Genomic DNA, 26,799 nt, shown 5'->3' with positions numbered 1-26,799 from the left:
AGGCCGATGGTAGCCTGCGCCCGCACTCATTGAACAACCCCTTTGGAGACCCCCATGAGCAGCCATGTGCAAGCAAACCGTATGAGCATTCCTGCGATCGAGCAGCGTAAAGGTGCCGGCACGCTGGTGGTACTGACCGCCTATAGCACCCCCATGGCTCGCTGGGTGGATGCCGTAGCCGATGTGATCATCGTCGGCGACTCGTTGGGCATGGTGCTGTATGGGATGCCCAGCACCCTGGGCGTGACCCTGGACATGATGATCGCCCATGGCCAGGCAGTGATGCGGGGTGCGCAACGCGCTTGTGTGGTCGTCGACCTGCCATTCGGTAGCTACCAGGCGTCGCCCGAGCAGGCGTTCACCAGCGCCTCGCGCGTGCTGCGGGAAACCGGCGCCCAAGGCGTCAAGCTTGAAGGCGGGGAAGAAATGGCCGAGACCGTGGCCTTCCTGGTACGCCGTGGCATCCCAGTGATGGCCCATGTCGGGCTGATGCCCCAGCAGGTCAACAGCCTGGGCGGTTTCAAGGCTCAGGGCCGGGATGAGTCCAGCGCCGCCAAGGTTCGCAGGGATGCACTGGCAATGCAGGCCGCGGGCGCTTTCTCGATAGTGCTCGAAGGCATCGCCGAGCCCGTGGCACGACAGCTGAGTGAAGCGCTGCGAGTTCCCACCATCGGTATCGGTGCATCTGCTGCCTGCGACGGACAGGTATTAGTGACCGAAGACCTCCTGGGCCTGTTCAGCGACTACCAGCCGCGCTTCGTCAAACGCTTTGCCGACCTGCAGGGGCAGATTGTCCAGGCACTGGACAGCTACGCCCAGGCGGTACGCGATGGCAGTTTTCCCGCAGCGCAGCATTGCTTCAAGGCCCACTGACCGCAGGTGCCTTGCTGGACGGTAGCTTGAGTGGATAGGCTATCGCGCTTATTCCGTGTGCCAGAGAGTGCCCATGTCCGACAGCCGCCCCGTCGCCCTCGATGAAATCGATCGCCAGTTGATCTCGCTGCTGCAGATCAACGCCCGCGAGAGCGTCGCCATGCTCGCCCGCCAACTGGGCATCGCCCGCACGACCGTCACCTCGCGCCTGGCGCGACTGGAAAAGACCAAAGTCATCAGCGGTTACGGCGTGCGCCTGGGCCAGCGCGTGATGGATGGCGGTCTCCAGGCATACGTCGGGATTACCGTGCAGCCGCGCTCGGGCAAGGACGTGGTGCGCCGCCTGAGCGCCATGGGACAGATCCAGCAACTGTGTGCGGTAAGCGGGGAGTTCGACTACGTTGCCTGGCTGCGCAGCGATTCCCCCGAACAACTGGACCAGTTGCTTGATCAGATCGGCAGCGTGGAGGGCGTGGAAAAAACCACTACCTCAATCATCCTCAGCAGCAAAGTCGACCGCGGCCACCTATAGGAGCGGCGGTGCGACGTCTCGACTTGCACCGCGAAGCAATATGACAGGCAGAATGCGATCGCGGGGCAAGCCCGTTCCTACAGGTCGTCTATTTGACTTGCATGCTCGTCACATCGACAAAACATCTATCAAATAGACGACACTCTGCATCTTAATTACGTAACCCCCGCCCTCTAAACTGACCACCAGCATTTTCCTATACTCAAGCTCCGCACCCCGCGCAGCCCTGGCCAGGTCATCCATGAACAAGAACAATCGCCACCCCGCCGACGGCAAGAAACCCATCACCATTTTCGGCCCGGACTTTCCGTTCGCCTTTGACGACTGGATCGAGCATCCGGCAGGCCTTGGCAGTGTTCCGACCGAACGCCATGGCGAAGAAGTGGCGATTGTCGGTGCCGGTATCGCCGGCCTGGTGGCCGCCTACGAGTTGATGAAGCTAGGTCTCAAGCCTGTGGTGTACGAGGCCTCGAAAATGGGCGGACGGCTGCGCTCCCAGGCCTTTGAAGGCACCGACGGGATCATTGCCGAACTCGGGGGCATGCGTTTTCCGGTTTCGTCCACGGCGTTCTACCACTATGTGGACAAGCTGGGCCTGGAAACCAAGCCTTTTCCCAATCCGCTGACCCCGGCATCGGGCAGCACGGTGATCGACCTGGAAGGCCAGACCCACTACGCGGAAAAACTCGCCGACCTGCCCAAGCTGTTCCAGGAAGTGGCCGATGCCTGGGCCGATGCCCTGGAGGACGGCGCCCGCTTTGGCGATATCCAGCAGGCCATTCGCGACCGCGACGTAGCGCGCCTCAAAGAACGTTGGAACACCCTGGTCCCGCTGTGGGACGACCGCACCTTCTACGACTTTGTCGCCACCTCAAAGGCCTTCGCCAAGCTCAGTTTCCTGCACCGGGAAGTCTTCGGCCAGGTCGGCTTTGGCACCGGCGGCTGGGACTCGGACTTCCCTAACTCGATGCTGGAAATTTTCCGCGTGGTGATGACCAATTGCGACGACCACCAGCACCTGGTGGTGGGTGGCGTCGAGCAGGTCCCGCTGGGCATCTGGCGCCATGTACCCGAGCGCTGCGCTCACTGGCCGGCAGGCACCAGTCTCAGCGCGTTGCACCGTGGCGCACCACGCCCCGGGGTCAAGAGCATCGCCCGCGATGCTGACGGGCGACTGGCAGTCACCGACAACTGGGGCGATACCCGCCACTATGCCGCCGTGCTCACCACCTGCCAGAGCTGGCTGCTGACCACCCAGATCGAATGTGAGGAATCGCTGTTCTCGCAGAAGATGTGGATGGCCCTTGACCGCACGCGCTACATGCAGTCGTCGAAGACCTTTGTGATGGTCGACCGACCGTTCTGGAAGGACAAGGACCCAGAAACCGGCCGTGACCTGATGAGCATGACCCTGACCGACCGCTTGACCCGCGGCACCTATCTGTTTGACAACGGCGACGACAAGCCGGGGGTGATCTGCCTGTCGTACTCGTGGATGAGCGATGCCCTGAAGATGCTCCCGCATCCGGTGGAAAAGCGCGTGAAGCTGGCCCTGGATGCCCTGAAGAAGATCTACCCGAAAGTCGACATCGCCGGGCACATCATTGGCGATCCGATCACCGTCTCATGGGAAGCCGACCCGCATTTCCTTGGCGCCTTCAAAGGTGCCCTGCCCGGCCACTACCGCTACAACCAACGCATGTATGCCCACTTCATGCAGCAGGACCTGCCCGCCGAGCAACGCGGCATATTCATCGCCGGTGACGACGTGTCCTGGACCCCGGCCTGGGTCGAAGGGGCGGTGCAGACGTCGCTCAATGCGGTGTGGGGTATCATGACTCACTTCGGGGGGCATACCCATCCGGACAACCCAGGCCCAGGCGACGTGTTCCACGAGATCGGCCCCATCGCCCTGGCCGACTGACAGGAGAACCACCATGCGCATCGCCCTGTATCAAGGTGCCCCGCAACCACTGGACGTACCGGGTAACCTGGAGCGCCTGCATCAGCAAGCGCAGCTGGCCGCGTCGCGCGGGGTCGACCTGCTGGTGTGCCCGGAGATGTTCCTGACCGGCTACAACATCGGCAGCGAAGCGGTGGAACGCCTGGCCGAAGCCGAAGACGGCCCCTCGGCCATGGCGGTGGTAGAGATCGCCCAGAGCAACCGCATCGCCATCGTCTACGGCTACCCCGAGCTTGCCGATGACGGCCAGGTATACAACGCCGTGCAACTGGTCGACGCCCACGGCAGCAGCCTGTGCAACTACCGCAAGACTCACCTGTTCGGTGGCCTGGACCGCGCGATGTTCAGTCCCGGCCCTGACCACTTCCCCGTGGTGGAGTTGAACGGCTGGCGGCTGGGCATGCTGATCTGCTACGACATCGAATTCCCGGAAAATGCCCGTCGCCTGGCCCTGGCCGGTGCCGAACTGATCCTGGTGCCAACGGCGAACATGGTGCCGTACGACTTCATTGCCCAGGTGACCGTGCGCGCCCGGGCCTACGAGAACCAGTGCTACCTGGCGTACGCCAACTACTGCGGCGCCGAAGACGAAATCCACTACTGCGGGCAGAGCAGCATCATCGGCCCCGACGGCAGTATCCTGGCCATGGCCGGTCGCGACAGTACCTTGCTGCAGGCCGACCTTGAGCTGCAACGGGTACACCAAGGCCGTGCCAGCACGCCGTACCTGCACGACCTGCGGCCGGCGCTCTACGCGCCGCACCACGGATAATCCGCTAGCATGACGGTTCGTGCTGAAACGGAACCGTCATGCCCACCTCCCTTAGACACCTCACCCTCGACAATGGCCTGCAAGTCACCCTGCGCCATGCGCCGCAACTGAAGCGTTGCGCCGCAGCGGTGCGGGTCATGGCAGGCAGTCATGACGCCCCCCCCCCCTACGCCGGCCTTGCACACTTTCTTGAACACCTGCTGTTTCTCGGCAACGAGCGCTTTGCCCTCGATGACGGCCTGATGCGCTATGTGCAACGCCATGGCGGCCAGGTCAATGCCAGCACCCGCGAGCGCACCACCGACTACTTCTTCGAAGTGCCCCAGGCGGCGTATGCCGGTGGGTTGGAGCGCTTGTGCGAAATGCTGGCGAGGCCCTCGTTCAATCTGCAGGCCCAGGCGCGCGAGCGCGAAGTCATCCATGCCGAGTTCATTGCCTGGTCACGCAATCCCCAGGCCCAAGCTCAATTTGCGCTATTGCAGGCGGTCTCCAAGCGCCACCCCTTGAGTGGTTTCCAGGCGGGGAACCGCTACAGTCTGCCGATCCACAGCGCTGACTTTCAGGCCGCGCTGCAGGGCTTTCACCAGCGTTTCTACCAGGCAGGCCAGATGACCCTGAGCCTGTGCGGGCCACAAAGCCTCGACACGCTGCAAGCATTGGCGAGCCGGATAGCAAGCCGGCTCGCGACGGGCCAGAGAGTGATGCAGCAACCGCCACCGCCGCTGCTCGACCATGCCCTGGACTCGGTGCTGAGCGGGTCTCGACTGGAGCTGTTGCAGGCCGTGGCGAATTTGCCCGCCGCAACGGAGCAGGCCATCGACTTCCTCACCGCCTGGCTGACCGACACCCGGCCCGGGGGCGTACTCGCCGCACTGCGCGAACGCGGTTGGGCACACGCCATCGAATGCTCGGTGCTGTACAGCTTTGCCGGCCAGACACTACTGCACACGCGCCTGACACTCCGCGATCCGGCTATCGCCGACAATGCCCGGGCCTTGCTGCTCGACTGGCTGAGGTTTTTCCGTGACACCGACTGGGCTGCGCTGAATGAAGAATATGCAGGGCTGCAGCGTTGCCGTACTCACGCCGCAACAGCACTCGACCTCGCCCGTCGCGACAGCACCGCGCAACCTTTTGAAGCGCTGACCGGGCAAGGCCAGACTGCCTTGCGTACCTTGCTCGACGCTCTGCTGCTAGGCGCCCCGTCCGCGTGCCAGGAGGTATGGCAATTGCCCGCCCCCGAGCCTCTGCTCAACCCGCAAAGCCCCGACACCACAGCTTGCGCTACGCCTGCTGGTTTGACCTGGAGCCCGACACTCCCTGCGCTACGCCAGCATGGCGTGGTGTATCTGCGCTGGCAGCCAGCGTCGGCCCTGCGCGACCGTTTGTGGACTGTCCTCGACCATGCCGTGCAGCCGCTGCGCGAGCGGGCGGTACGGGCGGCCGCAGAGCTGCAGTTCGACTCCGTTGGCGAGTACTGGCAACTGCGCTGTGCGGGGGCACCGGCAACTGTAATCGTGCTGCTCAAGGAACTGATGCACGTGCTGCCCCGGCCCGCCAACTGGCTCGCAGAGGCACCCGCCGAGACTGATTCGATGCCAATCCGCGCCTTGATCAGGCAACTTCCCGAGCAGCTTGTTGCCCACCAAAAGGGCCCTTTGCCTGCATGCACGCTCAGCCAGGGTGATCTGGATGCCTTGTGGGCACACGCCACATGGCAGGCCCTGGCCACTGGCTTCGATGAACACACGCAACAGGCGATTAATCGCACATTGCAGGCCGTGCCTGGGCAGCCAGGAGCACAACGGGTGGTGACAGTCGCCCCCGTTCGCCGGTGGCAAATGCTGCCCCCGCCTGCCAGTGAATCCGCCCTGCTATTGTTCTGCCCGGTGTCGACGGGTGACGAGGCCTGCGCGCGACTACTGGCGCAACAGATCCAGGGTCCGTTCTACCAGCGCCTGCGGGTCGAGTTGCAATTGGGCTACGCCGTATTCAGTGCCTTCCGGCAACTTCAGGGCTGCAGTGGTCTGCTGTTCGGCGTGCAGTCTCCCAGCGCCAGCCCTGCGCAGATCCTCACCCATATCGAGGCATTTCTGGCCTCGCTGACGGCGCAGTTGTCCTGCTCGACCGAGACCCGCCAGGCCCTGGCCGCGCTATGGGCAGAAACCACCCTGAGCAACAACGAGGTCGCCGAGTGGGCTTGGCAGGCTCATCTGGCGGGGCAACCGGGCGCACGCCTGGAGGATTTGCAGGCCGCAATACTCGCCACGACCGAGGACCAGTTGCAGCAATTGGCGCACGACCTGCAACGCGCTACAGGCGGCTGGCTATGCCTGGCCAATGGCCCTGCGCCTGCAGGCGACGGGCAAACCGCCGATCCATTTTTACCGAACATGTAACAGCGTTTATCTCAGGTTTAACCATTCAGTCCGTATTTTTTAGTAAGATAGCGCAATCCCGGCTATTGGAACCCCTCTCTCGGAGGGTGGACTAAGTAAGTAGCTGCCCAACCCCAGACCTATCCGGAAGGAGTAATTCCATGTGGACCAAACCTGCTTACACTGACCTGCGTATCGGCTTTGAAGTGACCATGTATTTCGCAAGCCGTTGAGTCTGCTTGCGGTACAACGCCTCGGTCAGCCGGGGCGTTTTTATTTCAAGACGCGGCAGGAGTGGCCATGTACATCCAGATTCTAGGTTCCGCCGCCGGTGGCGGTTTCCCGCAGTGGAACTGCAACTGCGTGAACTGCAAAGGCTTTCGCGACGGTACCTTGCGCGCCACGGCACGCACCCAGTCGTCCATCGCCCTCTCTGACGACGGCGTCCACTGGGTACTGTGCAACGCATCCCCTGACATTCGCGCACAGCTGCAGGGCTTCGCCCCCATGCAGCCGGCCCGCGCCCTGCGCGACAGCGGTATCGATGCCATCGTCCTGCTCGACAGCCAGATCGACCACACCACGGGCCTCTTGAGCCTGCGAGAAGGCTGCCCGCATCAGGTCTGGTGTACCGAGATGGTCCATCAGGACCTGACCACCGGCTTCCCCCTGTTCACCATGCTCAGCCACTGGAACGGCGGGCTGAAGTGGAACCGCATCGAGCTTGAAGGCAGCTTCGTCATCGACGCCTGCCCCAACCTGCGCTTTACCCCGTTCCCGCTGCGCAGCGCCGCCCCGCCCTATTCGCCCCACCGCTTCGACCCACACCCGGGCGATAACCTCGGGCTGATGGTCGAAGACCTGCGCACCGGCGGCAAACTGTTCTACGCACCCGGCCTGGGCCAGGTCGACGACAACTTGCTGCAGATGATGTGCGATGCCGACTGCCTGCTGGTCGACGGCACCCTCTGGGAAGATGATGAAATGCAGCGCCGCGGTGTCGGCACCCGTACCGGGCGGGAGATGGGCCACTTGGCCCAGAACGGCCCGGGCGGCATGCTCGAAGTGCTGGAAGGTTTCCCTGCGCAGCGCAAGGTCCTTATCCACATCAACAACACCAACCCGATCCTCGATGAAGACTCGGCCGAACGCGCCGAGCTGGACCGACGCGGCGTCGAAGTGGCCTTCGACGGCATGAGCATCACCCTCTAGGAGCCGACATGAGCGACGCCAAAGCACTGTCCCCCGCCGAATTCGAACAGGCCCTGCGCGCCAAGGGTGCGTACTACCACATCCATCACCCCTACCATGTGGCGATGTATGAGGGACGCGCCAGCCGCGAACAGATCCAGGGCTGGGTCGCCAACCGGTTCTACTACCAGGTGAACATCCCGATGAAGGACGCCGCGATCCTGGCCAACTGCCCGGACCGCGAAATCCGCCGCGAGTGGATCCAACGCCTGCTCGACCACGACGGCGCGCCCGGCGAAGACGGCGGCATCGAAGCCTGGCTGCGCCTGGGCCAGGCCGTCGGCCTGGACCCGGACCAACTGCGCTCCCAGGAGCTGGTGCTGCCTGGTGTGCGCTTTGCCGTCGACGCTTATGTGAATTTCGCCCGCCGCGCCAGCTGGCAAGAAGCGGCCAGCAGCTCGCTGACCGAACTGTTCGCCCCGCAGATCCACCAGTCGCGCCTGGACAGCTGGCCGCAGCACTATCCCTGGATCGACCCGGCCGGCTACGAATACTTCCGTACCCGCCTGGGCCAGGCGCGCCGCGATGTGGAGCACGGGCTGGCGATCACCCTTCAGCACTACACTACCGTTGAGGGCCAGCAGCGCATGCTGGAGATCCTGCAGTTCAAGCTGGACATTCTCTGGAGCATGCTCGACGCCATGAGCATGGCCTACGAACTGAACCGCCCGCCCTATCACAGTGTCACCAGCGAACGGGTCTGGCACAAAGGAGTCGCCCTATGAGTTTCGATCGCGCACAAACCCCCAGATGGCGCCCGGGCTACCGCTTCCAGTACGAACCGGCGCAAAAGGCCCATGTACTGCTCTACCCCGAAGGCATGATCAAGCTCAACGAGAGTGCCGCGCTGATCGGCGGGCTGATCGACGGCCAGCGCGATGTGGCGGCGATCATTGCCCAGCTCGACAAGCAGTTTCCTGGTGTACCCGAGCTCGGTGACGACATCGAGCAATTCATGGAGGTCGCCCGTGCCGAACACTGGATCGTCCTTGAGTGAAGTACCGGCCAAGCCTGAAGTCGGCCTGCCGCTGTGGCTGCTCGCCGAACTGACCTACCGCTGCCCGCTGCAATGCCCCTACTGCTCCAACCCGCTGGACTTCGCCGCCCAGGGCAAGGAATTGAGCACCGAGCAATGGTTCAAGGTCATGGCCGAGGCCCGGGAGATGGGCGCGGCGCAGCTGGGCTTTTCCGGCGGCGAGCCGCTGGTTCGCCAGGACCTTGCCGAACTGATCGGCGAAGGTCGCCGCCTGGGCTACTACACCAACCTGATCACCTCGGGCATCGGCCTCACCGAGCAGAAGATCGCAGCCTTCAAGGAAGCCGGCCTGGACCATATCCAGATCAGCTTCCAAGCCAGCGACGAGCAGGTCAACAACCTGCTGGCCGGCTCGAAAAAAGCCTTTGCGCAGAAGCTGGAAATGGCCCGTGCGGTGAAGGCCCACGGCTATCCGATGGTGCTGAACTTCGTTACCCACCGGCACAACATCGACAAGATCGACCGCATCATCGAGCTGTGCGTAGCCCTTGAAGCCGACTTTGTCGAGCTTGCCACCTGTCAGTTCTATGGCTGGGCGCACCTGAATCGTGTCGGCCTGCTGCCGACCCGTGCGCAGCTCGAACGCGCCGAACGCATCACCAACGAGTACCGGGAAAAGCTCGCTGCCGCCGGCAACCCGTGCAAGCTGATCTTCGTCACCCCGGACTACTACGAAGAACGCCCAAAAGCCTGCATGAACGGCTGGGGCAGCGTGTTCCTCACCGTCACCCCCGATGGCACCGCCTTGCCCTGCCACGGCGCACGCCAGCTGCCGGTGCAGTTCCCCAACGTGCGCGAGCACAGCATGCAGCACATCTGGTACGACTCGTTCGGCTTCAACCGCTTTCGCGGTTACGACTGGATGCCCGAGCCGTGCCGCTCCTGTGACGAAAAGGAGAAGGACTTCGGCGGCTGTCGCTGCCAGGCCTTCATGCTCACCGGCGATGCCAGCAATGCCGACCCGGTCTGCGCCAAATCGGCCGACCACGGCATCATCCTCAAGGCGCGCGAGGAAGCCGAGCACGCCCAATTGAACATCGACGAGCTGACCTTCCGCAATGAACGAAACTCCCGAGTCATCGCCCGTGGTTGAGCGCTTCAGTGCCGAACAGGCGGTAGCCGCCGGCACCGACTTCGCCGAATTGCGGGTTGGGCCTCACGGCCTGTTCTGGAACGAGTTCCGCCCGCGCGATGGCGCCTGCAGGCTCTGGCACTGGCGCGATGGCCAGGCCCATTGCCTGACCCCCGATGGTTTCAGCGTACGCAGCCGGGTGTATGAGTATGGCGGCGGCAGTTTTTGCCTGACCGATGATGGTCTGGTGTTCGTCAACGAGGCCGACCAGCAGCTTTACACCCAAGACCTGAACGGTGGATTGCCCCAGGCGCTCACCGAGGGTCAATGCCGTTATGGCGATCTGCGCTGGGCCGACGGGCAGGTGTTGGCGGTGGAAGAAACCCACAGTGCCGAACAGGTCGAGCACCGCCTGGTGGCTATCGGCGCGGGCCAGCGCGAGGTGCTGGCCGAAGGTGCGGACTTCTATGCATCGCCCACGCTCAGCGCCGATGGCGCGCGACTGGCTTGGGTCGAGTGGAATCGCCCCGAGCAGCCCTGGACCGCCACCCGCCTGTTCTGCTGCGAGCGCGTGAGTGACGGGCAATGGACGCCAGCACATTGCATCGCTGGCGACCACGGGCCGGCGCAATCGCTCCAGCAACCTCGTTTCGATGATCGTGGCCGCCTGTACTGCCTGTCTGATCACAATGGTTTCTGGCAACCCTGGGGCGAAACCGCGCAGGGCTGGTCCGCGCTACCTGCGGCACAGGTCGACCATGCCGCGGCGCCCTGGCAACTGGGTGCCAGCACTTGGCTGCCCATGGCTGACCAGCACTACCTGGCGACCTGGTTTGAAGACGGCTTCAGTCGCCTTGGTGTGCGCCATGTCGATGGCACGCTAGAAAACATCGACGTCGACTACAGCCGCTTGCGCTGTCTGGACCTGGATCACGACCACCTCTACGCCATTGCCGCCTCACCGGTCTGCCCACCCGCCGTCATTGCCATCAACCGCTACAACCACCAGGTGCAGGTGTTGGCCGGTGGCGTACCGCCGTTGCCGGCCGAACGCATCAGCCAGCCGCAGTCCCTGCGCTACAGCAGTGGCGACGGCATCGCACACGGTTTTTTCTACCCGGCCATCGCCGCGGCAGAACGCCCGCCGTTGGTGGTGTTTGTCCACGGCGGCCCGACCTCGGCCTGCTACCCGGCGCTCGACCCTCGCATCCAGTACTGGACCCAACGCGGCTTCGCCGTGGCCGACCTGAACTACCGGGGCAGCAGTGGCTATGGCCGCACGTACCGCCAGGCCCTGCACCTGCGCTGGGGCGAGATCGATGTCGAAGATGCCTGCGCAGTAGTCAGCCACCTGGCCGAACGCGGGCTGGTCGACCCGGCCCAGGCCTTTATCCGCGGCGGCAGCGCCGGTGGCTACACCACACTGTGCGCCCTGGCGTTCCACAATGTCTTCCGTGCCGGCGCCAGCCTCTACGGCGTCAGCGATCCCCAGGCCCTGGCACGGGCCACGCACAAGTTTGAGGGCGACTACCTGGACTGGCTGATCGGCGACCCGCTCGAGGATGCCGAACGCTACCGCCAACGCACACCGTTACTGCACGCGGCGCAGATCAAGGTGCCGGTGATCTTCTTCCAGGGCGAACTGGATGCCGTTGTGGTCCCTGAACAGACCCGTTCGATGCTGGCTGCGCTCAAGGCCAACGGCATCCGTGCCGAAGGACACTTCTACCCTTCGGAACGCCATGGATTTCGCACGGCGGCCAATCTGGCGCATGCGCTGGAGGAAGAGTGGCGATTTTATAGGCAGGTTCTAGACAATTGAATCGCGGGGCAAGCCCGCGCCTACCAAGGCTGGTAGGCGCGGGCTTGCCCCGCGATAGGTTCAGCGCTTGGCGATGATGTACACCGCATGCACGATCCCCGGAATGTATCCCAGCAGCGTCAGCAGAATGTTGAGCCAGAAGGCGCCGCCGAAGCCGACCTGCAGGAATACGCCCAGCGGCGGCAGCAGAATGGCGATGATGATGCGAATAAAGTCCATGGGGCAGCTTCCTTGAATGATGTACAACAACTGACTGTAGCGCTGCGTCGGGGTTCAACAGGCAATGTGCGGATAAAAAAACGCCCCGGGCCAAAAACTTCAGGCCCGGGGCGATGCGCAGGAACGCGAGACGGTTCGGTTACTTCACTGAACGTGAGAAATCAGGCAGTGGCTTCACGCCGCTGGTGTTGTTGCGCCGAGTGCACGCGGGCAAAGGCCCGGGCCAGGCGCAGGAGCATTTCGTCGATGTTGCCCTTGCTCACCGTGAGTGCCGGCGAGAAGCGCACCACATCAGGTTGCGGGGCATTGAGCAGCAAGCCTTCCTGCAGGGCGGCCTTCACCAGCTCGGCGGCGTTGTCTTCGCTCAGTTGCAACGCCCACAGCAGGCCCTGGCCGCGTACCTGGTTCTGGGCATAACGACCGGCCAGGCGGCTCAAGCCATCGCGCAGATGCCGGCCGGAATCCCGAACCTGCTCGAAAAAGCCCGGTTCCAGTACGGTTTGCAGCACGGCAAGGCCTGCGGCACTCATCAGCGCATTGCCGTGATGACTACCCTCAAGTTCACCCGCCTCAGCGCAGCAGGCGCTGCCACGCGCCAGCAAGGCCGCCAGCGGCACGCCGCCACCCAGGCCCTTGCCCAGGGTGATGATGTCGGCGCGCACGCCATAGGTTTCTTCGGCCAGCAGCGCACCGCAGCGGCCAACGCCGGTCTGCACTTCATCGAGAATCAACAGGATCCCGAGTTCGCGACACAGGCGCTCGACACCCTTGAGGTAATCGGCCGTGGCGGGAATTACCCCGGCCTCTCCCTGGATCGGCTCCAGCATGATCGCCACGGTGCGCGAGTCGACCGCCGCATGCAGCGCGTCGAGGTCGTTGAATGGCACCTTGCTGAAGCCCGGCAGGCCTGGCTCGCAGCGGTTGCACGGCGATGGGTCGGAGGCCGACAGCGCCCCCAGGCTGCGGCCATGGCAACTCTGGCTGGCGGTAATGATGTGGTAGGCGCCGTTGCGATGCAGTTGGCCCCATTTGCGTGCCAGCTTGATTGCCCCTTCGCAGGCCTCGGCACCGCTGTTGAGCAAGTAGGCCTGGTCGCTGCCGGTGCTCTGGCACAGGCGATTGACCAGGGTCAGCAAGCCACGGTTATGAAAGCCGGCACCGGGATTGATCAAGGCCTGGGCCTGGCCGCTCAAGGCCTTGACCAGCACGCTGGGGCTGTGGCCCAGGCTGTTGACTGCGCCGCCCTGGGTGAAGTCCAGGTAGGCATGGCCTTCGCTGTCCCACAGCCAGGAGCCCTGGCCACGTACGAATACCTGGGGCGCACGTTCGATAGCCGGCATCAGGCAGTCGCGAGACAAGTCGTCGCTGGCCGGCCGAACCACAGGCACAACCTTGCGCTCAGCCACGACCTGCGCCGAGCGGCGCAAGTTGAAAAGGTTCATGGGTGGAACGCCTCCGGCGTCAGGCAAAACGGGCGAGATGTGCCCTGCCACGATTTTTTGCCTTTCCTATGTAACCGCCATTCAACGTACACGGTATTCATCGCGCCTTCTGGCCCTGTAAACCTTGTGAATAGGGGATAGACTAGGCTTCTTGCAGGCTAACGGCCATTTGGTTTTTCGAGCATTTTTGATAAGTATTTCTTATGGATTTTCGCCAACTGCGTTATTTCGTCGCGGTGTATGAAGAGGGCCATGTCGGCCGGGCTGCCGAGCGGCTGTCATTGTCGCAACCGGCCCTCTCGCAACAGATCCGCCAACTCGAACACAGCCTGGATGTGAGCCTGTTCGAGCGCGGCAACAAACGCCTGCTGCCGACCCTGGCCGCGCACACGTTGTACAACCATGCCCTGCCCTTGCTCGACGGCTTGCAGCGGGCTCGCGAGGCCTTGCGCAACTTCAAGGGCCAGTCGCTGCGCACCCTGGCCATCGGTGTTTTGCAGACCGTGCGCCCAAGCCTTGTGCCACAGTTGCTGGACCGGGTGCGCAAGGCACAGCCGCATCTGGTGGTGCAGATCTACGAACTCTCGGGCCTGGAGATTGAACGACGCTTGCTCAATGGCAGCCTGGACATCGGCATCAGCTACCTGCCCCCTCGCCAGCCGGGGCTGCATGGGCTGCTGTTGTACGAAGACGAACTGCAGCTTGTAATCCCCAATACCCACCCGCTGCGTGAATTCAAGAAGGTGTCGCTCAAGCAGGCGGCTGAACTACCCATGCTGTTACTGGGTGAAGAATTCCAGGTAAGGCAGATCTGGCAGGCGCAACTGGCCAACCTCGGGCGGCGCCCGCAGGTGCAGGCCGAGATGAACAATATGGGCGGGATTCTCGACAGCCTGGCGCACACCTCGCTGGCGACGGTGCTGCCGGGACGGGCCAAGGAAGTGGTCGAGGATGACCAGGAGCTGCTCTGGAAGCCATTGAGCGAACCACGGGTGCCGTTGAAGATCGGCCTGGTGTTTCGCGATGCGCAGCGCCAGCAGGCGTCGGTGGAGCTGCTGCGTACGTTACTGGAAGAGGAAGCCGATCCGCGTCAGCTCGGGATGTCACCCCTGGATGTGCTGGGCTGAAGGTGCCTTGGACTTTTCTTCGGGCAAAAGAAAACCCCGCCGAAGCGGGGCTTTGCAGACTGTTTCCCTGACATCCATTTCGCCCCGCCACCCTGGCAGGAATCCTTCGTGTCCATGTTCTGTACAGTGCGCTTCCTGCGCGACGTCCATGTAAGAAGATTAACTGTGGATCCAATCTTCCGATAGAGGCGAAACGTCACCGCGTTGTGTAGGAAAAAGCTTACAAGCTCCAGCCTCCGTTAGAACTGGGCTGCCTCCAGCAGGTACAGCGACTCGCTACCGGCTTTTACCGAGGCGCTGAGCGAGTGGATTCGCGGTAACAAACGGGCGAAGTAGAAGCGTGCAGTGCCCAACTTGCTGACGTAGAAATCATCCTCGCCCTGCTTGGCCAGCGCCGTGCGGGCCATCAGTGCCCACATATACGCATAAGCGGTGTAACCGAACACCTGCAGGTACTCAACCGACGCAGCGCCGATTTCGTTCGGGTTGTTCTTGGCCCGGTCCAGTACCCAGGCGGTCAGGTCGTCGAGGTTATCCAGGGCGGCGTTCAGCGGTTTGACAAATGCTTCCAGGTCGGCACCGGCACTGGCGGTGAAATGGCGAATCTCGTCGGCGAACAGCTTGTACAGCGCGCCACCGCTACCGACCACCTTGCGGCCCATCAGGTCCAGTGCCTGGATGCCGTTGGTGCCTTCGTAGATCTGGGTAATGCGCACATCACGCACCAGTTGCTCCTGGCCCCACTCGCGAATGTAGCCGTGGCCGCCGAACACTTGCTGGCCGTGTACCGCCGACTCGAAGCCGAGGTCGGTAAGGAAAGCCTTGGAAACCGGGGTCAGCAGCGCGACGAGGTCTTCAGCGCGCTTGCGGGTAGTGGCGTCTTCACTGAATTTGGCGGTGTCCAACTGCATGGCCACATAGGTGGAGAACGCACGACCGCCCTCGTTCAGCGCTTTCATGGTCAGCAACATGCGACGCACGTCCGGGTGAACGATGATCGGGTCGGCGACCTTGTCCTTGGCTTGCGGGCCCGTCGGTGCGCGGCTTTGCAGGCGGTCTCGGGCGTATTCGATCGCGTTCTGGTAGGAGCGCTCCGCCGAGGCCAGGCCCTGGATACCTACTCCAAGACGCTCGTAGTTCATCATGGTGAACATCGCCGCCAGGCCTTTGTTCGCTTCGCCGACCAGGTAGCCCACGGCCTCATCGAAGTTCATCACACAGGTGGCCGAAGCCTGGATGCCCATCTTGTGCTCGATAGAACCGCAGTTGGCCGGGTTGCGAGCACCCAGGCTGCCATCGGCGTTGACCAGGAACTTGGGCACCAGGAACAGCGAGATGCCCTTCGGCCCCGCCGGGGCATCCGGCAGCTTGGCCAGCACCAGGTGAATGATGTTCTCGGTCAGGTCGTGTTCACCGCCGGTGATGAAGATCTTGGTACCGCTGACCTTGTAGCTGCCGTCAGCCTGAGGTTCGGCCTTGGTGCGGATGATCCCGAGGTCTGTACCGGCGTGCGGCTCGGTCAGGCACATGGAACCGGCCCAGACACCGGCATACATGTTCGGCAGGTAGGTTTCCTTGAGTTCATCGCTGGCGTGGGCATTGATCGAGAGGCAGGCACCGGCGGTGAGCATTGGGTACAGGCCGAAGGCCAGGCTCGAGGAGTTGACCATTTCCTCGACCTGGGCCGAAATCACCTTGGGCATGCCCATGCCGCCGTAGGCAGGGTCACCACCTACGCCCACCCAACCGCCTTCGGCGTAGGTCTTGTAGGCGTCGATGAAACCCGCAGGAGTGCGCACTGCACCGTTGTCCCAGTGGCAGCCCTCTTCGTCGCCGCTGCGGCTCAATGGCGCGATGCTCTTGCCAGTGACCTTTCCGGCCTCCTCCAGCACCGCCAGGGCGGTCTCTTCATCGACGGCTTCGGCCAGGCCCGGCAATTGCGCCCAGAGCTTGGAGACTTCGAAGACTTCATTGAGGACGAAGCGCATATCGCGCAGGGGCGCTTTATAGTCAGCCATGGCAACCTCTCACACTTGTGTCGGGACGGCCTCGCAAGGCCGTTTTACTGTTATGAAATCCAGTGTACCCGAACAACTTTTGCGAGACATAGGGTCATCTAGCGACCTATCAGTCACATCCGGTCACGCCGTGCGCACGGCGCCCCGTTTGGCCTGGTGCCCATACGCCATAACGCAGTTGCGCCCGGCCCCCTTGGCGCTGTAGAGCGCCTGGTCGGCTGATTTGAGCACTTCGTCGGGTGATCGGTGATCCGCCAGGCGCTCGCTGACGCCAATACTGATCGTCACCGACACACTGGAGGCCGCCGACGCCCCGCGACGCTGGCGCCCCTGCTGATCGTCATGGGGCCGGCTGTCCTGGTTGCGCAGTTGAATGTTGTAGTTGGCAATTACCTCGCGCACCGCCTCCAGGTGCGGCATGCACTCCTCGATGCTCTTGCCGGCAAATACCAGGGCAAACTCCTCGCCGCCATAGCGGTAGGCGCGACCGCCACCGGTCACCTTGGACAGCTTGCTGGCCACCAGCCGCAGTACCTGGTCACCCACATCATGGCCGTGGGTGTCATTGAATTTCTTGAAGTGATCGACGTCGGTCATCGCCAGCACATAGTTGCGGCCCAGGCGCTGCATGCGCTCGTTGAGAGCACGACGACCAGGCAGGCCGGTCAGCTCATCGCGAAAGGCCATTTGATAAGCCTCATGAGAAACCGCCGCGGCGATCATCAGCATCACCTGGCTGCACATGATGTTCAGGGTGAACGGCAGGATGAAAGTTTGCGGCAGCATCCAGAAAACCCCGATCAGACCGATGATCTGCGCGGCGTGCAATGGCCTGGGCTCGCGCAGGTACTGCACCACCAACACCCCGAAGGCAATGAAGAACACTGGATAAGCCAACTGGATCAGGCTCATCCACTGGCCATGCAGCGACGGCCAGCGAATCTCCGCCAGCCAGCCGAGCAGTACCTGCGGGTAACTCTGCTCCAGCCCCAGCGCCACACTGCCCACCGCCAGCAATACGGCGAAGCGCGCAATCATGTCCTGGAACAGGTGCGTACGTTCTTGCCAGGCGCCGTACAACGTGAACATCAGGGGTAACAGCAGGCAGACCAGGTGGAACACCACGGCAGCATCTTCACGCACCCGACCGTTGTCACGGTAGAAATCGGTCTGGGTGTCGAGCAGGTAATAGGCGATGTACACCGTGACCATCAGGAACAGTTCGCGCTGGCGGCGATAAACCGCGCAGTAGGCGCCGCCCAACAACAGAACCAGGGTAGGCAGGACATTGAACAGCGACGTGAAGAAGACGCTGAGGTCCCTCACATAAGCGGCCGCGAGCCCCGACACCAGCAAACAGACGGATGGCAGGAAGTGGCTCGGGCGTACAGCGGATAAACGAAACAAGGGTAATCTCCGACCCGGCAGATCAATAATGGCATTGTGCCTTTAATGTGTCGGCAGCGCTCATGAATAGATGAGCGCCATTGTCGGAGCAGGAGCGGGCTTGCCCCTCGATCTGGTATGCCAGGCGAACTGCAATCGCGGGGCAAGCCTACCCCCAGCTGGCCGTGGTTCTGGACAGTTGCTCCCACACCACGCAAAAAAAACGCCTGCCGGTGAGGGCAGGCGTTTTCGCTACAGCGTTGTGACTCAGTACGAGAGACCGAAGTGCTCTTCGTTCATGTCCATCAGGTTGTTGGCACCCGACAGCATGGTTGCTACGTGAGTGCGAGTACGCGGCAGAATGCGCTGGAAGTAGAAGCGCGCGGTCTGCAGCTTGGCGGTGTAGAAGGCTTCTTCGCTGGTGCCGGCAGCCAGTTTCTCGGCAGCCAGGCGTGCCATGTCGGCCCAGAAGTAGGCCAGGCAGGCGTAGCCGGAGTACATCAGGTAGTCCACCGAGGCGGCACCGACTTCTTCGCGGTCTTTCATCGCAGCCATACCGACCTTCATGGTCAGCTCGCCCCATTCTTTGTTCAGTTGAGCCAGTGGCGCAACGAACTCACTGATGGCTTCGTTGCCTTCATTGCCCTGGCAGAACTTGTGCACGATCTTGGTGAAGCCCTTGAGCGCTTCGCCCTGGGTCATCAGCACTTTACGGCCGAGCAGGTCCAGCGCCTGGATGCCGGTGGTGCCTTCGTACAGCATGGAGATACGGCTGTCGCGAACGTTCTGTTCCATGCCCCACTCGGCGATGAAACCGTGGCCGCCATAGATCTGTACGCCGTGGTTGGCCGCTTCGAAGCCGACTTCAGTCATGAAGGCCTTGGCGATCGGAGTCATGAAAGCCAGCAGTGCGTCGGCTTTTTTCTTCTCTTCTTCGTCCTGGCTGTATTTGACGATGTCGACCTGCTTGGCAGTGAAGTAGACCATGGCGCGGTTGCCTTCGGCGAACGCCTTCATGGTCAGCAGCATACGACGTACATCAGGGTGAACGATGATCGGGTCGGCGGCTTTGTCCGGTGCTTTCGGGCCGGTGAGCGAACGCATTTGCAGACGGTCGCGGGCGTATTTCAGGCCACCCTGGAACGCCACTTCGGCGTGGGCCAGGCCTTGCAGCGCGGTACCCAGGCGAGCGGTGTTCATGAAGGTGAACATGCAGTTCAGGCCTTTGTTGGCCGGGCCGATCAGGTAGCCGGTAGCCGCGTCGAAGTTCATCACGCAGGTTGCGTTGCCGTGGATGCCCATCTTGTGTTCGATGGAGCCACAGGATACCGCGTTGCGTTCGCCCACGGTGCCTTCGGCAGTCGGCATGAACTTCGGCACGATGAACAGGGAGATACCTTTGGTGCCGGCCGGAGCATCGGGCAGCCGGGCCAGCACGATGTGGACGATGTTGTCGGCCATGTCGTGCTCACCGGCCGAGATGAAGATCTTGGTGCCGGTGACTTTGTAGGAACCGTCGGCCTGAGGTTCGGCCTTGGTGCGCAGCATGCCCAGGTCGGTACCGCAATGCGGCTCGGTCAGGCACATGGTGCCGGTCCACTCGCCGGATACCAGCTTGGTCAGGTAGGTCTCTTGCTGCTCGGCGGTGCCGTGCTCGGAGATGGTGTTCATTGCGCCATGGGACAGGCCAGGGTACATGCCCCACGACCAGTTCGACTCACCGACCATTTCGCTGACTGCCAGGCCCAGCGACTCAGGCAGACCCTGACCGCCGTGATCGACGTCATGGGCCAGGCTTGGCCAGCCGCCTTCGACGAACTGCTTGTAGGCTTCCTTGAAACCGGTCGGGGTCTTAACGCCCGACTCGCTCCAGGTGCAGCCTTCCAGGTCGCCCACTCGGTTCAGCGGAGCCAGTACCTGTTCACAAAACTTGGCGCCTTCCTCGAGGATGGCATTAACCATGTCTGGAGTGGCGTCCTGGCAAGCCGGCAGGCTCTGATAGTGCGCTTCGTAGCCGAGCAGCTCGTCACGAACGAAGCGAATATCACGCAAGGGGGCTTTGTAATCAGGCATAGCGATGAACCTCGGCTGATGAATCCTGGATAGGGAGACCGCGATATACCGACCAGCTCTAGGCGGCTTTCGGTCAAACAGTTGTTTGAAACATACGTTTACGCCGAAAACTTGTCAAGCATCAACCAGAGGGCAGTTCTGCCATGCCAGACTGCGCGATCGTCGTGTAAAAAATGCACCAAACAGCCAGCCGAGCGCCTGCCTGCAAGGCCATGGCACTGATACTCAAAGATTAGTTGAAGCCGCACAGCACGGGCGGCGGGAGGGTCAGGCGTAGGTGTCGATCAGCGTGCCGAGCATTTCGTCCGATGCTTTGGCCAATTTGACACCTAATTCGGCTTGGTGCTTGCCCAGGGCCATTTCCACATTGCTGGTGGCCAGGTCCATCTGCTGGCTGCGATCGACTGCGCGCAGACGCTCGGCCTGATAGTCGCTGGACTGGCTGGTGGCGGAACGCTCTACGCTGGTGTTGGCGATCTGGCTGGCGGCTTGATCGACGCGCTGATGCCCGGCCTGCATCGCGCCAAGGCCGGCATAAAACACTGAGCTGCCCGAGATTTCCATGTCAAAACTCCCTGTCGCTGAAGGCGAACAGCCTCCATTGAAGCAAACCTCGCGGCAAAAGGCCCGTTGAAATCAGTAATGGCATGTAGCCACCCGATAGACACAGGCTAGTCCAGCAAGTCCAGTTGCAGGTGCTCGGCTACCCACTCTGCCGAAGCCTGTTTGAGTTTTGGCACCCGCCCAAGGCACGGTGCCGGCAGACGCTCGGCAAGGCTGGCGAGGTTTTCTTCCAGGCGTGAAGTACGCGGATCGACGATATTGGCCACCCAACCGGCCAGTTGCAAACCATCACGGGCGATGGCCTCGGCGCTGAGCAATGCATGGTTGATGCACCCCAGGCGCACGCCTACCACCAGAATCACCGGCAGCCTCAAGGCAATAGCCAGGTCCGACAGATTGGCCTGGCCCGACAACGGCACACGCCAGCCCCCGGCCCCCTCAATCAATGTGAAGTCCGCGCCCTGCTCCAGAATCTGGCGCATGGGCGCCAACAGCGCTTGCACACTCAACGCCACCCCCGCTTCACGGGCTGCCAGGTGTGGCGCGATGGCAGGCTCGAAGGCGAAGGGATTGACCTGTGCATACGGCAGCTTGAGCGAACTCTGCGCAATCAATGCCAGAGCATCGTCATTGCGCAGCCCCTTCGGCGTGACAGTGCACCCCGACGCCACCGGCTTCGCCCCCAGGGTACTCAAGCCCGCTTGTTGCGCCGCATACAGCAACCCAGCGGCAATTGTGGTCTTGCCGACATCGGTGTCGGTGCCTGCGATGAAATAGGCTGGGCTCATCTCACTCCCCTTCTAGCAACGGCTTTTGCAGTACACCGTAGACCACTTGATAGGTGGCGGGCAGCCCTTGCGCCTGACGAAATTGTTCGTAGGCCAGCAGTAAACCCTGCATGCGCGCCCGTCCGGTCAAACCGGCAGGACGCCCGGGGTTGAGGTTGTGCGCACCCAGCGCCTTGAGTTCGTGGGTAAGGCTGCGCAGGTCGGGGTAGTACAGCACATGGGGCCGGGTCTCCAGGCTCAGCACCTGCAACTCGCTCTCGGCACACAACCGCTGATAGTCCGCCATTTGCCGAAATCGGTTCACATGCACCAACCCGTCCACCGCCTGCCAACTCGCGCGCAGCTCATGCAGAGTGCCAACGCACAGGCTGGCAAACGCCAGCACGCCGCCCGGCCGCAAGGCTCGATGAGCCTCGGCAAGCACAGCACGAAAGTCTGAACACCACTGCACTGCGAGGCTGGTGAAGATCAGCTCGACCCCCGCATCGCGCAACGGCAGGCGCTCGGCATCGCCGGCCACATGGTAGTGCGCCCCGCCCAGAGTTCGTGCGTACTGCAGCATGCCTTCGGCGATGTCCACCGCAATGCCGCTTGCCTGTGGGAAGCGGTGCTGCAAGGCGCGGCTGAAACAGCCCGTGCCGCTACCCAGATCCAGCCATTGCCGGGGTTCGAGGGCATTGGGCAACTGCTCAAGCAGCCGGTTGCCCACCGCCCGTTGCAAGTCTGCGACGCTGTCGTAGCTGGCTGCAGCACGGGAAAACGAGGCCGCCACCTGACGCTTGTCAGGCAGTGCACCGGGCAAGCTCGGTTGGGAAAGATCAGTCATCGCCACTCTCATGTACAAAGGCCTTGATTGCCGCCGCCAACTCATGAGGTGTTTCCATCACAAAACCATGAGCACTGTCTTCCAGCAACCCGACTTCCACGTCGGGCAGTTCTTCCAGCAACACCCCGGCAACCTCGGCCGGCACCAGACCGTCGCGCCCGGCAAACAGGTGTAGTTGTGGGCCGCCGTAGGCTTGCAACGCGGCCCGGGTATCGAGCTTGCCGAGCACCTCGAGGCCGGCCACCAACAGCTCTGGCGCAGGCTCCGGCAGGCTGGCGCCGAGCAGGCGCGCCAGGCTGCGTGGCGCTTCTGCCCCCTGGCTGCACAGCGACACGAAGCGCTTTAGGGTGACCTGGGTGTGATAGCGACAACCTTCAAGGAAGGTCTGGAACGTATCTACAGCCATGCCATGAGGCCAGTCCGGGCGGCTGACAAAACTGAGGTTGCTGCCCAGGGTGATCAAGCCGCGGCAATCATCGCCACGCCGTGCGGCCAGTTCGGCGGCGAGCATGCCGCCCAGCGACCAGCCCCCCAGCCAGACATGGCGTGGCAACTGGCGGTCCAGCCGGTCGAGCCAGTCTTTCGGCTCATGGGAGGCAAGGCTCGGCAGCGCCTGAATCTCCACCTGCAATCCCGGGTCAATTGCCCGCAGGGTGGCCACCAAAGGCTGCAAGGCAGAACTACCCAGGCCCCAGCCTGGCAACAGAATCAGGTGATTACGCATCAGCAGGCTCCAGCAGCGGATAACAGTCAGCCAATGCATCCAACAATAGCTGCACCTGCGCCTCACTGTGCGCCGCGCTCAAGGTAACCCGCAGGCGCGCGCTGCCCGCCGGTACGGTCGGCGGGCGAATCGCGGACACCAGCAAACCGCGCTCGCGCAGCATCTGCGACAGGCGCAAGGCCCGGGCGCTGTCGCCAATCAGGATCGGCTGGATCGGCGTGAAGCTGTCCATCAACTGCAGGCCGATCTGCTCGGCACCGCTGCGAAACTGCTGGATCAACGCGGCCAGGTGCTCACGCCGCCAATGCTCGCTGCGCAGCAGTTGTAGGCTGCGCAAGGTGGCGCACGCGAGGGCCGGGGGCTGGCTGGTGGTATAGATGTAGGGACGGGCGAACTGGATCAGGCACTCGATCAACGCTTCGCAGCCCGCGACGAATGCACCGGCAGTGCCACACGCCTTGCCCAATGTACCGATCAGCACCGGCACCTGTTCGTGGTTCAAGCCGAAATGCTCGACGACCCCGCCGCCATTGCGGCCCAGGGTGCCAAAGCCGTGGGCATCGTCAACCATCAACCAGGCGTCACGGGCCGTGGCCGTGGCCGCCAGCGCCGGCAGGTCGGCGATGTCGCCGTCCATGCTGAACACCCCGTCGGTGACCACCAGGGTGTTGCCCACCGCCTTGCCCAGGCGGTTGGCCAGGCTGGTCGGGTCGTTATGCAGATAGCGATTGAAGCGCGCCCCACTGAGCAGCCCGGCATCGAGCAACGAGGCGTGATTGAGACGATCCTGCAGCACCGTGTCGCCTTGGCCGACCAGTGCTGTCACAGCACCCAGGTTGGCCATGTAGCCAGTGGTGAACAGCAGCGCGCGCGGCCGGCCGGTCAGTTCGGCCAGCGCTTCTTCCACCTCGTGATGTGGAGTGCTGTGGCCGATCACCAGGTGAGAGGCACCGCCGCCTACCCCCCAGCGTTCGGCGCCGGCACGCCAGGCGGCGACCACCTCGGGATGATTGGCCAGCCCCAGGTAATCGTTGCTGCAGAACGCCAGCAACGGCTGGCCATCGACCACCACATGCGGGCCTTGCGGGCTTTGCAGTAGAGGACGCTGACGGTACAGGTCAGCGGCGCGGCGTTGCTCCAGCCGCGCGCGAAGATCAAAGGCCATGACCGCCTCAGGCCGAGGCAGCGTTGTAGAACAGCTCGGTGCTCTTCTGCTCGATCAGGGCCTGTTCGATGGCGGCCTGATGCACTTCGTCGGCATGCTCTTCGCGGGCTTCAGGCTGGATGCCCAGGCGGGCGAACAACTGCATGTCTTTGTCAGCCTGGGGGTTGGCGGTGGTCAGCAGTTTTTCACCGTAGAAAATCGAGTTGGCGCCGGCGAAGAAGGCCAATGCCTGCATCTGCTCGTTCATCGCCTCACGGCCGGCAGACAGACGCACATGGGATTTCGGCATCAGGATGCGAGCGACGGCAAGCATGCGGATAAAGTCGAACGGGTCGACCTCCTCGGCATTTTCCAGCGGCGTACCGGCGACCTTCACCAGCATGTTGATCGGCACCGACTCCGGATGCTCCGGCAGGTTGGCCAGCTGGATCAGCAGGCCGGCGCGGTCATCCAGCGACTCGCCCATGCCGAGGATCCCGCCCGAGCAGATCTTCATGCCTGCATCGCGCACATAGGCCAGGGTCTGCAGGCGCTCGCCGTAGGTGCGGGTGGTGATGATGCTGCCGTAGAACTCTGGCGAGGTGTCGAGGTTGTGGTTGTAGTAGTCCAGCCCGGCTTCGGCCAGGGCCTGGGTCTGCTCCTGGTCGAGCTTGCCCAGGGTCATGCAGGTTTCCAGGCCCATGGCCTTGACCCCTTTGACCATCTGCAGCACGTAAGGCATGTCTTTGGCCGACGGATGCTTCCAGGCTGCGCCCATGCAGAAACGGGTCGAGCCGATGGCCTTGGCCCGGGCCGCCTCTTCAAGGACTTTCTGCACTTCCATCAGCTTCTGCTTTTCCAGTCCGGTGTTGTAGTGGCCGGACTGTGGACAATATTTGCAATCTTCCGGGCAGGCGCCGGTCTTGATCGACAGCAGGGTGGAGACCTGGACGCGGTTGGCGTCGAAGTGCGCGCGATGCACGGTTTGCGCCTGGAACAGCAGATCGTTGAACGGTTGCTGGAACAGCGCCTTGACCTCGGCCAGGGTCCAGTCGTGACGTGTTGTTGCAGTTGTACTGGCGCTCATCGGCGGTTCCTTGTTTAGGCTTTGTCTGGCGCCGGTACAGGAAGCCCGCCAGCGCATCACGGATAGTTCGCATAGTTAAGGAAGCCTGATGCGCTGTCAACCACGACTCAAACGCATGGTTTACAAGTGGTTAAATAGTAACCATCTCTGTTTGCTCTGCAATGACCCCGCCGAACAGCCCTACCCGCTGTGTGTCGCCTGTGAGGCCGAGCTGCCCTGGCTGCAGGACGGTTGCCAGGTCTGCGCCCTGCCCTTGCCGATGCAAGGCCTGACCTGTGCCCAATGCCGCCGCCGCGCACCGGCCTTCTTCAGGGTCGAAGCCCCCTGGCATTACGGCTTTCCACTGGATACGCTGATCAGCCGCTTCAAATACAACAGCCAATGGCCAATGGGGCATCTGCTGGCCCAGTTGCTCGGCCGCTGGTTGTGCCATCGCTACAGCGAAGGCCTGCCACGTCCGGCGTTGTTGATACCCGTGCCCCTGGCCCCGCGCCGTTTGCGCCAGCGCGGCTACAACCAGGCGGCGATGCTGGCGAGTTGGCTGAGCGGTCACACCGGCATCGTTTCCAATGAGCAAGTGCTCAAGCGCCTGCTCGATACGCCGGCGCAGCAAGGCTTGAAAGCCCGGGCACGCAAGCGCAACCTGCGCCAGGCCTTTATCGTCACCAATGCCCATACCATCGAAGGCCGCCACCTGGCCTTGATCGACGATGTGCTGACCACCGGTGCCACTGCCCAGACCCTGGCCAGCCTGCTGCTCAAGGCCGGTGCCCGGCGGGTCGATGTCTATTGCCTGGCGCGCACGGCCAAGCCCGGCAGCGCTTGACTTGCCGCCAGGGTGCGGGCACTTTTCACCCTCGACAATTCCTGTATGCCTGCCATCACTCATGTCCTTGCCCGCCCTGCTCACCCAGCACATCGTTCGCCGCCCGCAACGTATTGCGTTGCTGCAGCACATCGCCGAACAAGGCTCGATCACCCGTGCCGCAAAAAGCGCCGGGATGAGTTACAAAGCGGCCTGGGATGCTATTGACGAGCTCAACAACCTGGCCGCCAAACCGCTGGTGGAACGCAGCGTGGGTGGCCGTGGTGGCGGCGGGGCAAAACTGTCCCAGGAGGGTCAACGGGTACTGCGCCTGTACCAGCACTTGCAAGCCCTGCAGACTCAGATCCTGGAGGCCGCAGAAGACGCCAGCGACCTCGACCTGCTGGGCCGCCTGATGCTGCGCACCAGTGCCCGGAACCAGTTGCATGGCCGAGTCAGCGCCATCGAGGCACAAGGGCATTACGACCGGATCACCCTGGCCCTGGCGGGCGACTTGAGCATCGATGCGCTGATCACCCGCGACAGTACCCAGCGCCTGGAACTGACCCCGGGCACCACCGTGGTGGCCTTGATCAAAGCCGGCTGGCTGAGCCTGCTCAGTCCGCAGGAGCCACCTTTGGAGGGCTACAACTGCCTGCAGGCCACGGTCGAGGAACTGCTCGACAACGCGCCCGACCCCAGCGAAGTTCGCCTGACGCTGTGCAACGGCCAGACCCTGTGTACCTTTGCCGAACCCGCCTGGCTCAAAGCCCGTGGCGTTGTTGCCGGCAGCGGAATCCGCGTCCAGTTCCAGCCGTCCTATGTGCTCATCGGCACACCGTTGTAAAAACCGACACAAAACCGTCACAACCCCTGACTAAGGTGACTGCCAAAACC

Annotated in this window: 25 protein-coding genes; 14 read left to right on the top strand and 11 right to left on the bottom strand. The window is 62.8% G+C overall.

From position 1 onward, the window contains the following. Positions 1 to 54 precede the first annotated feature (54 nt). From panB to ABVN19_RS24985, 11 genes are all read left to right on the top strand, one after another. On the top strand, positions 55 to 873 hold the full coding sequence (gene panB / locus ABVN19_RS25035) for a 3-methyl-2-oxobutanoate hydroxymethyltransferase (RefSeq protein WP_105641458.1): 819 nt from the start codon (positions 55 to 57) through the stop codon (positions 871 to 873). 73 nt (positions 874 to 946) lie between these two features. Continuing rightward, positions 947 to 1,405 (top strand): Lrp/AsnC family transcriptional regulator, encoded by a 459-nt coding sequence (locus ABVN19_RS25030; RefSeq protein WP_028942170.1) that lies wholly within the window; start codon positions 947 to 949, stop codon positions 1,403 to 1,405. Positions 1,406 to 1,646: 241 nt separating this feature from the next. After that, positions 1,647 to 3,329: an NAD(P)/FAD-dependent oxidoreductase gene (locus ABVN19_RS25025; protein ID WP_028942171.1), complete on the top strand. Its 1,683-nt coding sequence runs from the start codon at positions 1,647 to 1,649 to the stop codon at positions 3,327 to 3,329. A 13-nt stretch (positions 3,330 to 3,342) separates the two neighbouring features. Then, complete coding sequence (locus tag ABVN19_RS25020; protein ID WP_105641457.1) at positions 3,343 to 4,140, top strand: carbon-nitrogen hydrolase family protein; 798 nt, start codon at positions 3,343 to 3,345, stop codon at positions 4,138 to 4,140. 38 nt (positions 4,141 to 4,178) lie between these two features. Next, on the top strand, positions 4,179 to 6,539 hold the full coding sequence (gene pqqF, locus ABVN19_RS25015) for a pyrroloquinoline quinone biosynthesis protein PqqF (protein WP_105641456.1): 2,361 nt from the start codon (positions 4,179 to 4,181) through the stop codon (positions 6,537 to 6,539). Between the two features lie 140 nt (positions 6,540 to 6,679). Next, positions 6,680 to 6,751, top strand: a complete 72-nt coding sequence (gene pqqA, locus ABVN19_RS25010; RefSeq protein WP_008365141.1) for a pyrroloquinoline quinone precursor peptide PqqA — start codon at positions 6,680 to 6,682, stop codon at positions 6,749 to 6,751. A 67-nt stretch (positions 6,752 to 6,818) separates the two neighbouring features. Beyond that, positions 6,819 to 7,730: a pyrroloquinoline quinone biosynthesis protein PqqB gene (gene pqqB, locus ABVN19_RS25005; protein WP_028942174.1), complete on the top strand. Its 912-nt coding sequence runs from the start codon at positions 6,819 to 6,821 to the stop codon at positions 7,728 to 7,730. Between the two features lie 8 nt (positions 7,731 to 7,738). Beyond that, the gene (gene pqqC, locus ABVN19_RS25000) at positions 7,739 to 8,494 is read left to right on the top strand and encodes a pyrroloquinoline-quinone synthase PqqC (RefSeq protein ID WP_028942175.1); all 756 of its coding nucleotides are present in this window, start codon (positions 7,739 to 7,741) and stop codon (positions 8,492 to 8,494) included. Further along, positions 8,491 to 8,766, top strand: a complete 276-nt coding sequence (gene pqqD, locus ABVN19_RS24995; protein WP_028942176.1) for a pyrroloquinoline quinone biosynthesis peptide chaperone PqqD — start codon at positions 8,491 to 8,493, stop codon at positions 8,764 to 8,766. The genes pqqC and pqqD overlap by 4 nt, the downstream gene beginning before the upstream one ends. Further along, the gene (pqqE, locus tag ABVN19_RS24990) at positions 8,738 to 9,898 is read left to right on the top strand and encodes a pyrroloquinoline quinone biosynthesis protein PqqE (protein ID WP_028942177.1); all 1,161 of its coding nucleotides are present in this window, start codon (positions 8,738 to 8,740) and stop codon (positions 9,896 to 9,898) included. Before pqqD ends, pqqE begins: the two co-directional genes overlap by 29 nt. Next, on the top strand, positions 9,864 to 11,699 hold the full coding sequence (locus ABVN19_RS24985) for a S9 family peptidase (protein WP_028942178.1): 1,836 nt from the start codon (positions 9,864 to 9,866) through the stop codon (positions 11,697 to 11,699). The genes pqqE and ABVN19_RS24985 overlap by 35 nt, the downstream gene beginning before the upstream one ends. Positions 11,700 to 11,759: 60 nt before the next feature. Here ABVN19_RS24985 and ABVN19_RS24980 read toward each other — a convergent pair whose 3' ends face one another. Further along, complete coding sequence (locus tag ABVN19_RS24980) at positions 11,760 to 11,918, bottom strand: YqaE/Pmp3 family membrane protein (protein WP_003177654.1); 159 nt, start codon at positions 11,916 to 11,918, stop codon at positions 11,760 to 11,762. Between the two features lie 161 nt (positions 11,919 to 12,079). Further along, positions 12,080 to 13,360 carry an aminotransferase class III-fold pyridoxal phosphate-dependent enzyme gene (locus tag ABVN19_RS24975; RefSeq protein WP_028942179.1) on the bottom strand — a complete coding sequence of 427 codons (1,281 nt, stop codon included), beginning with the start codon at positions 13,358 to 13,360 and terminating at the stop codon, positions 12,080 to 12,082. Between the two features lie 203 nt (positions 13,361 to 13,563). Here ABVN19_RS24975 and ABVN19_RS24970 point away from each other — a divergent pair, with 203 nt between their 5' ends. After that, complete coding sequence (locus ABVN19_RS24970; protein ID WP_028942180.1) at positions 13,564 to 14,487, top strand: LysR substrate-binding domain-containing protein; 924 nt, start codon at positions 13,564 to 13,566, stop codon at positions 14,485 to 14,487. Between the two features lie 239 nt (positions 14,488 to 14,726). On the opposite strand, the gene ABVN19_RS24965 is transcribed toward ABVN19_RS24970, so the two are convergent. The 9 genes from ABVN19_RS24965 to bioB form a co-directional block, all read right to left on the bottom strand. Further along, positions 14,727 to 16,505 carry an acyl-CoA dehydrogenase C-terminal domain-containing protein gene (locus ABVN19_RS24965; RefSeq protein ID WP_028942181.1) on the bottom strand — a complete coding sequence of 593 codons (1,779 nt, stop codon included), beginning with the start codon at positions 16,503 to 16,505 and terminating at the stop codon, positions 14,727 to 14,729. 123 nt (positions 16,506 to 16,628) lie between these two features. Then, the gene (locus ABVN19_RS24960) at positions 16,629 to 17,912 is read right to left on the bottom strand and encodes a GGDEF domain-containing protein (protein WP_028942182.1); all 1,284 of its coding nucleotides are present in this window, start codon (positions 17,910 to 17,912) and stop codon (positions 16,629 to 16,631) included. 246 nt (positions 17,913 to 18,158) lie between these two features. After that, positions 18,159 to 19,964: a phenylacyl-CoA dehydrogenase gene (locus ABVN19_RS24955; protein WP_028942183.1), complete on the bottom strand. Its 1,806-nt coding sequence runs from the start codon at positions 19,962 to 19,964 to the stop codon at positions 18,159 to 18,161. A gap of 267 nt (positions 19,965 to 20,231) precedes the next feature. Further along, positions 20,232 to 20,528: a hypothetical protein gene (locus ABVN19_RS24950; RefSeq protein WP_028942184.1), complete on the bottom strand. Its 297-nt coding sequence runs from the start codon at positions 20,526 to 20,528 to the stop codon at positions 20,232 to 20,234. A 107-nt stretch (positions 20,529 to 20,635) separates the two neighbouring features. Continuing rightward, positions 20,636 to 21,316, bottom strand: coding sequence for a dethiobiotin synthase (gene bioD, locus ABVN19_RS24945; protein WP_028942185.1), 681 nt, complete (start codon positions 21,314 to 21,316; stop codon positions 20,636 to 20,638). Between the two features lies 1 nt (position 21,317). Next, positions 21,318 to 22,142: a malonyl-ACP O-methyltransferase BioC gene (gene bioC / locus ABVN19_RS24940; RefSeq protein WP_028942186.1), complete on the bottom strand. Its 825-nt coding sequence runs from the start codon at positions 22,140 to 22,142 to the stop codon at positions 21,318 to 21,320. Next, positions 22,135 to 22,866 (bottom strand): alpha/beta fold hydrolase, encoded by a 732-nt coding sequence (locus tag ABVN19_RS24935; RefSeq protein WP_105641455.1) that lies wholly within the window; start codon positions 22,864 to 22,866, stop codon positions 22,135 to 22,137. Before ABVN19_RS24935 ends, bioC begins: the two co-directional genes overlap by 8 nt. Beyond that, positions 22,859 to 24,031: an 8-amino-7-oxononanoate synthase gene (gene bioF, locus ABVN19_RS24930; protein ID WP_105641454.1), complete on the bottom strand. Its 1,173-nt coding sequence runs from the start codon at positions 24,029 to 24,031 to the stop codon at positions 22,859 to 22,861. The genes ABVN19_RS24935 and bioF overlap by 8 nt, the downstream gene beginning before the upstream one ends. Positions 24,032 to 24,038: 7 nt before the next feature. Further along, a complete protein-coding gene (gene bioB / locus ABVN19_RS24925; protein ID WP_105641453.1) occupies positions 24,039 to 25,097 on the bottom strand; it encodes a biotin synthase BioB in 1,059 nt (352 codons plus the stop codon). 88 nt (positions 25,098 to 25,185) lie between these two features. On the opposite strand from bioB, the gene ABVN19_RS24920 reads away from it, so the two are divergent. Together ABVN19_RS24920 and ABVN19_RS24915 are read left to right on the top strand one after the other, a co-directional pair. Next, entirely contained in the window at positions 25,186 to 25,923 is a 738-nt protein-coding gene (locus ABVN19_RS24920) for a ComF family protein (protein WP_028942190.1), read from the top strand. A gap of 61 nt (positions 25,924 to 25,984) precedes the next feature. Further along, positions 25,985 to 26,749, top strand: a complete 765-nt coding sequence (locus tag ABVN19_RS24915) for a TOBE domain-containing protein (protein ID WP_028942191.1) — start codon at positions 25,985 to 25,987, stop codon at positions 26,747 to 26,749. The last annotated feature ends 50 nt before the right edge of the window (positions 26,750 to 26,799 follow it).

The sequence above is a fragment of the Pseudomonas vranovensis genome, from assembly GCF_040438935.1.
GTDB classification, from domain to species: domain Bacteria; phylum Pseudomonadota; class Gammaproteobacteria; order Pseudomonadales; family Pseudomonadaceae; genus Aquipseudomonas; species Aquipseudomonas vranovensis.
The sequence above is the reverse complement of the archived record's forward strand: the minus strand, read 5'-3'. Positions and strand labels throughout refer to the sequence as shown.

Bases quoted from the DNA above. Each gene is read 5' to 3' on its own strand.
- panB (WP_105641458.1), top strand. From the start codon at position 55: ATGAGCAGCCATGTGCAAGCAAACCGTATGAGCATTCCTGCGATCGAG.
- ABVN19_RS25030 (WP_028942170.1), top strand. From the start codon at position 947: ATGTCCGACAGCCGCCCCGTCGCCCTCGATGAAATCGATCGCCAGTTG.
- ABVN19_RS25025 (WP_028942171.1), top strand. From the start codon at position 1,647: ATGAACAAGAACAATCGCCACCCCGCCGACGGCAAGAAACCCATCACC.
- ABVN19_RS25020 (WP_105641457.1), top strand. From the start codon at position 3,343: ATGCGCATCGCCCTGTATCAAGGTGCCCCGCAACCACTGGACGTACCG.
- pqqF (WP_105641456.1), top strand. From the start codon at position 4,179: ATGCCCACCTCCCTTAGACACCTCACCCTCGACAATGGCCTGCAAGTC.
- pqqB (WP_028942174.1), top strand. From the start codon at position 6,819: ATGTACATCCAGATTCTAGGTTCCGCCGCCGGTGGCGGTTTCCCGCAG.
- pqqC (WP_028942175.1), top strand. From the start codon at position 7,739: ATGAGCGACGCCAAAGCACTGTCCCCCGCCGAATTCGAACAGGCCCTG.
- pqqD (WP_028942176.1), top strand. From the start codon at position 8,491: ATGAGTTTCGATCGCGCACAAACCCCCAGATGGCGCCCGGGCTACCGC.
- ABVN19_RS24985 (WP_028942178.1), top strand. From the start codon at position 9,864: ATGAACGAAACTCCCGAGTCATCGCCCGTGGTTGAGCGCTTCAGTGCC.
- ABVN19_RS24980 (WP_003177654.1), bottom strand. From the start codon at position 11,918: ATGGACTTTATTCGCATCATCATCGCCATTCTGCTGCCGCCGCTGGGC.
- ABVN19_RS24975 (WP_028942179.1), bottom strand. From the start codon at position 13,360: ATGAACCTTTTCAACTTGCGCCGCTCGGCGCAGGTCGTGGCTGAGCGC.
- ABVN19_RS24970 (WP_028942180.1), top strand. From the start codon at position 13,564: ATGGATTTTCGCCAACTGCGTTATTTCGTCGCGGTGTATGAAGAGGGC.
- ABVN19_RS24965 (WP_028942181.1), bottom strand. From the start codon at position 16,505: ATGGCTGACTATAAAGCGCCCCTGCGCGATATGCGCTTCGTCCTCAAT.
- ABVN19_RS24955 (WP_028942183.1), bottom strand. From the start codon at position 19,964: ATGCCTGATTACAAAGCCCCCTTGCGTGATATTCGCTTCGTTCGTGAC.
- ABVN19_RS24950 (WP_028942184.1), bottom strand. From the start codon at position 20,528: ATGGAAATCTCGGGCAGCTCAGTGTTTTATGCCGGCCTTGGCGCGATG.
- bioD (WP_028942185.1), bottom strand. From the start codon at position 21,316: ATGAGCCCAGCCTATTTCATCGCAGGCACCGACACCGATGTCGGCAAG.
- bioC (WP_028942186.1), bottom strand. From the start codon at position 22,142: ATGACTGATCTTTCCCAACCGAGCTTGCCCGGTGCACTGCCTGACAAG.
- ABVN19_RS24935 (WP_105641455.1), bottom strand. From the start codon at position 22,866: ATGCGTAATCACCTGATTCTGTTGCCAGGCTGGGGCCTGGGTAGTTCT.
- bioF (WP_105641454.1), bottom strand. From the start codon at position 24,031: ATGGCCTTTGATCTTCGCGCGCGGCTGGAGCAACGCCGCGCCGCTGAC.
- bioB (WP_105641453.1), bottom strand. From the start codon at position 25,097: ATGAGCGCCAGTACAACTGCAACAACACGTCACGACTGGACCCTGGCC.
- ABVN19_RS24920 (WP_028942190.1), top strand. From the start codon at position 25,186: ATGCGCTGTCAACCACGACTCAAACGCATGGTTTACAAGTGGTTAAAT.
- ABVN19_RS24915 (WP_028942191.1), top strand. From the start codon at position 25,985: ATGTCCTTGCCCGCCCTGCTCACCCAGCACATCGTTCGCCGCCCGCAA.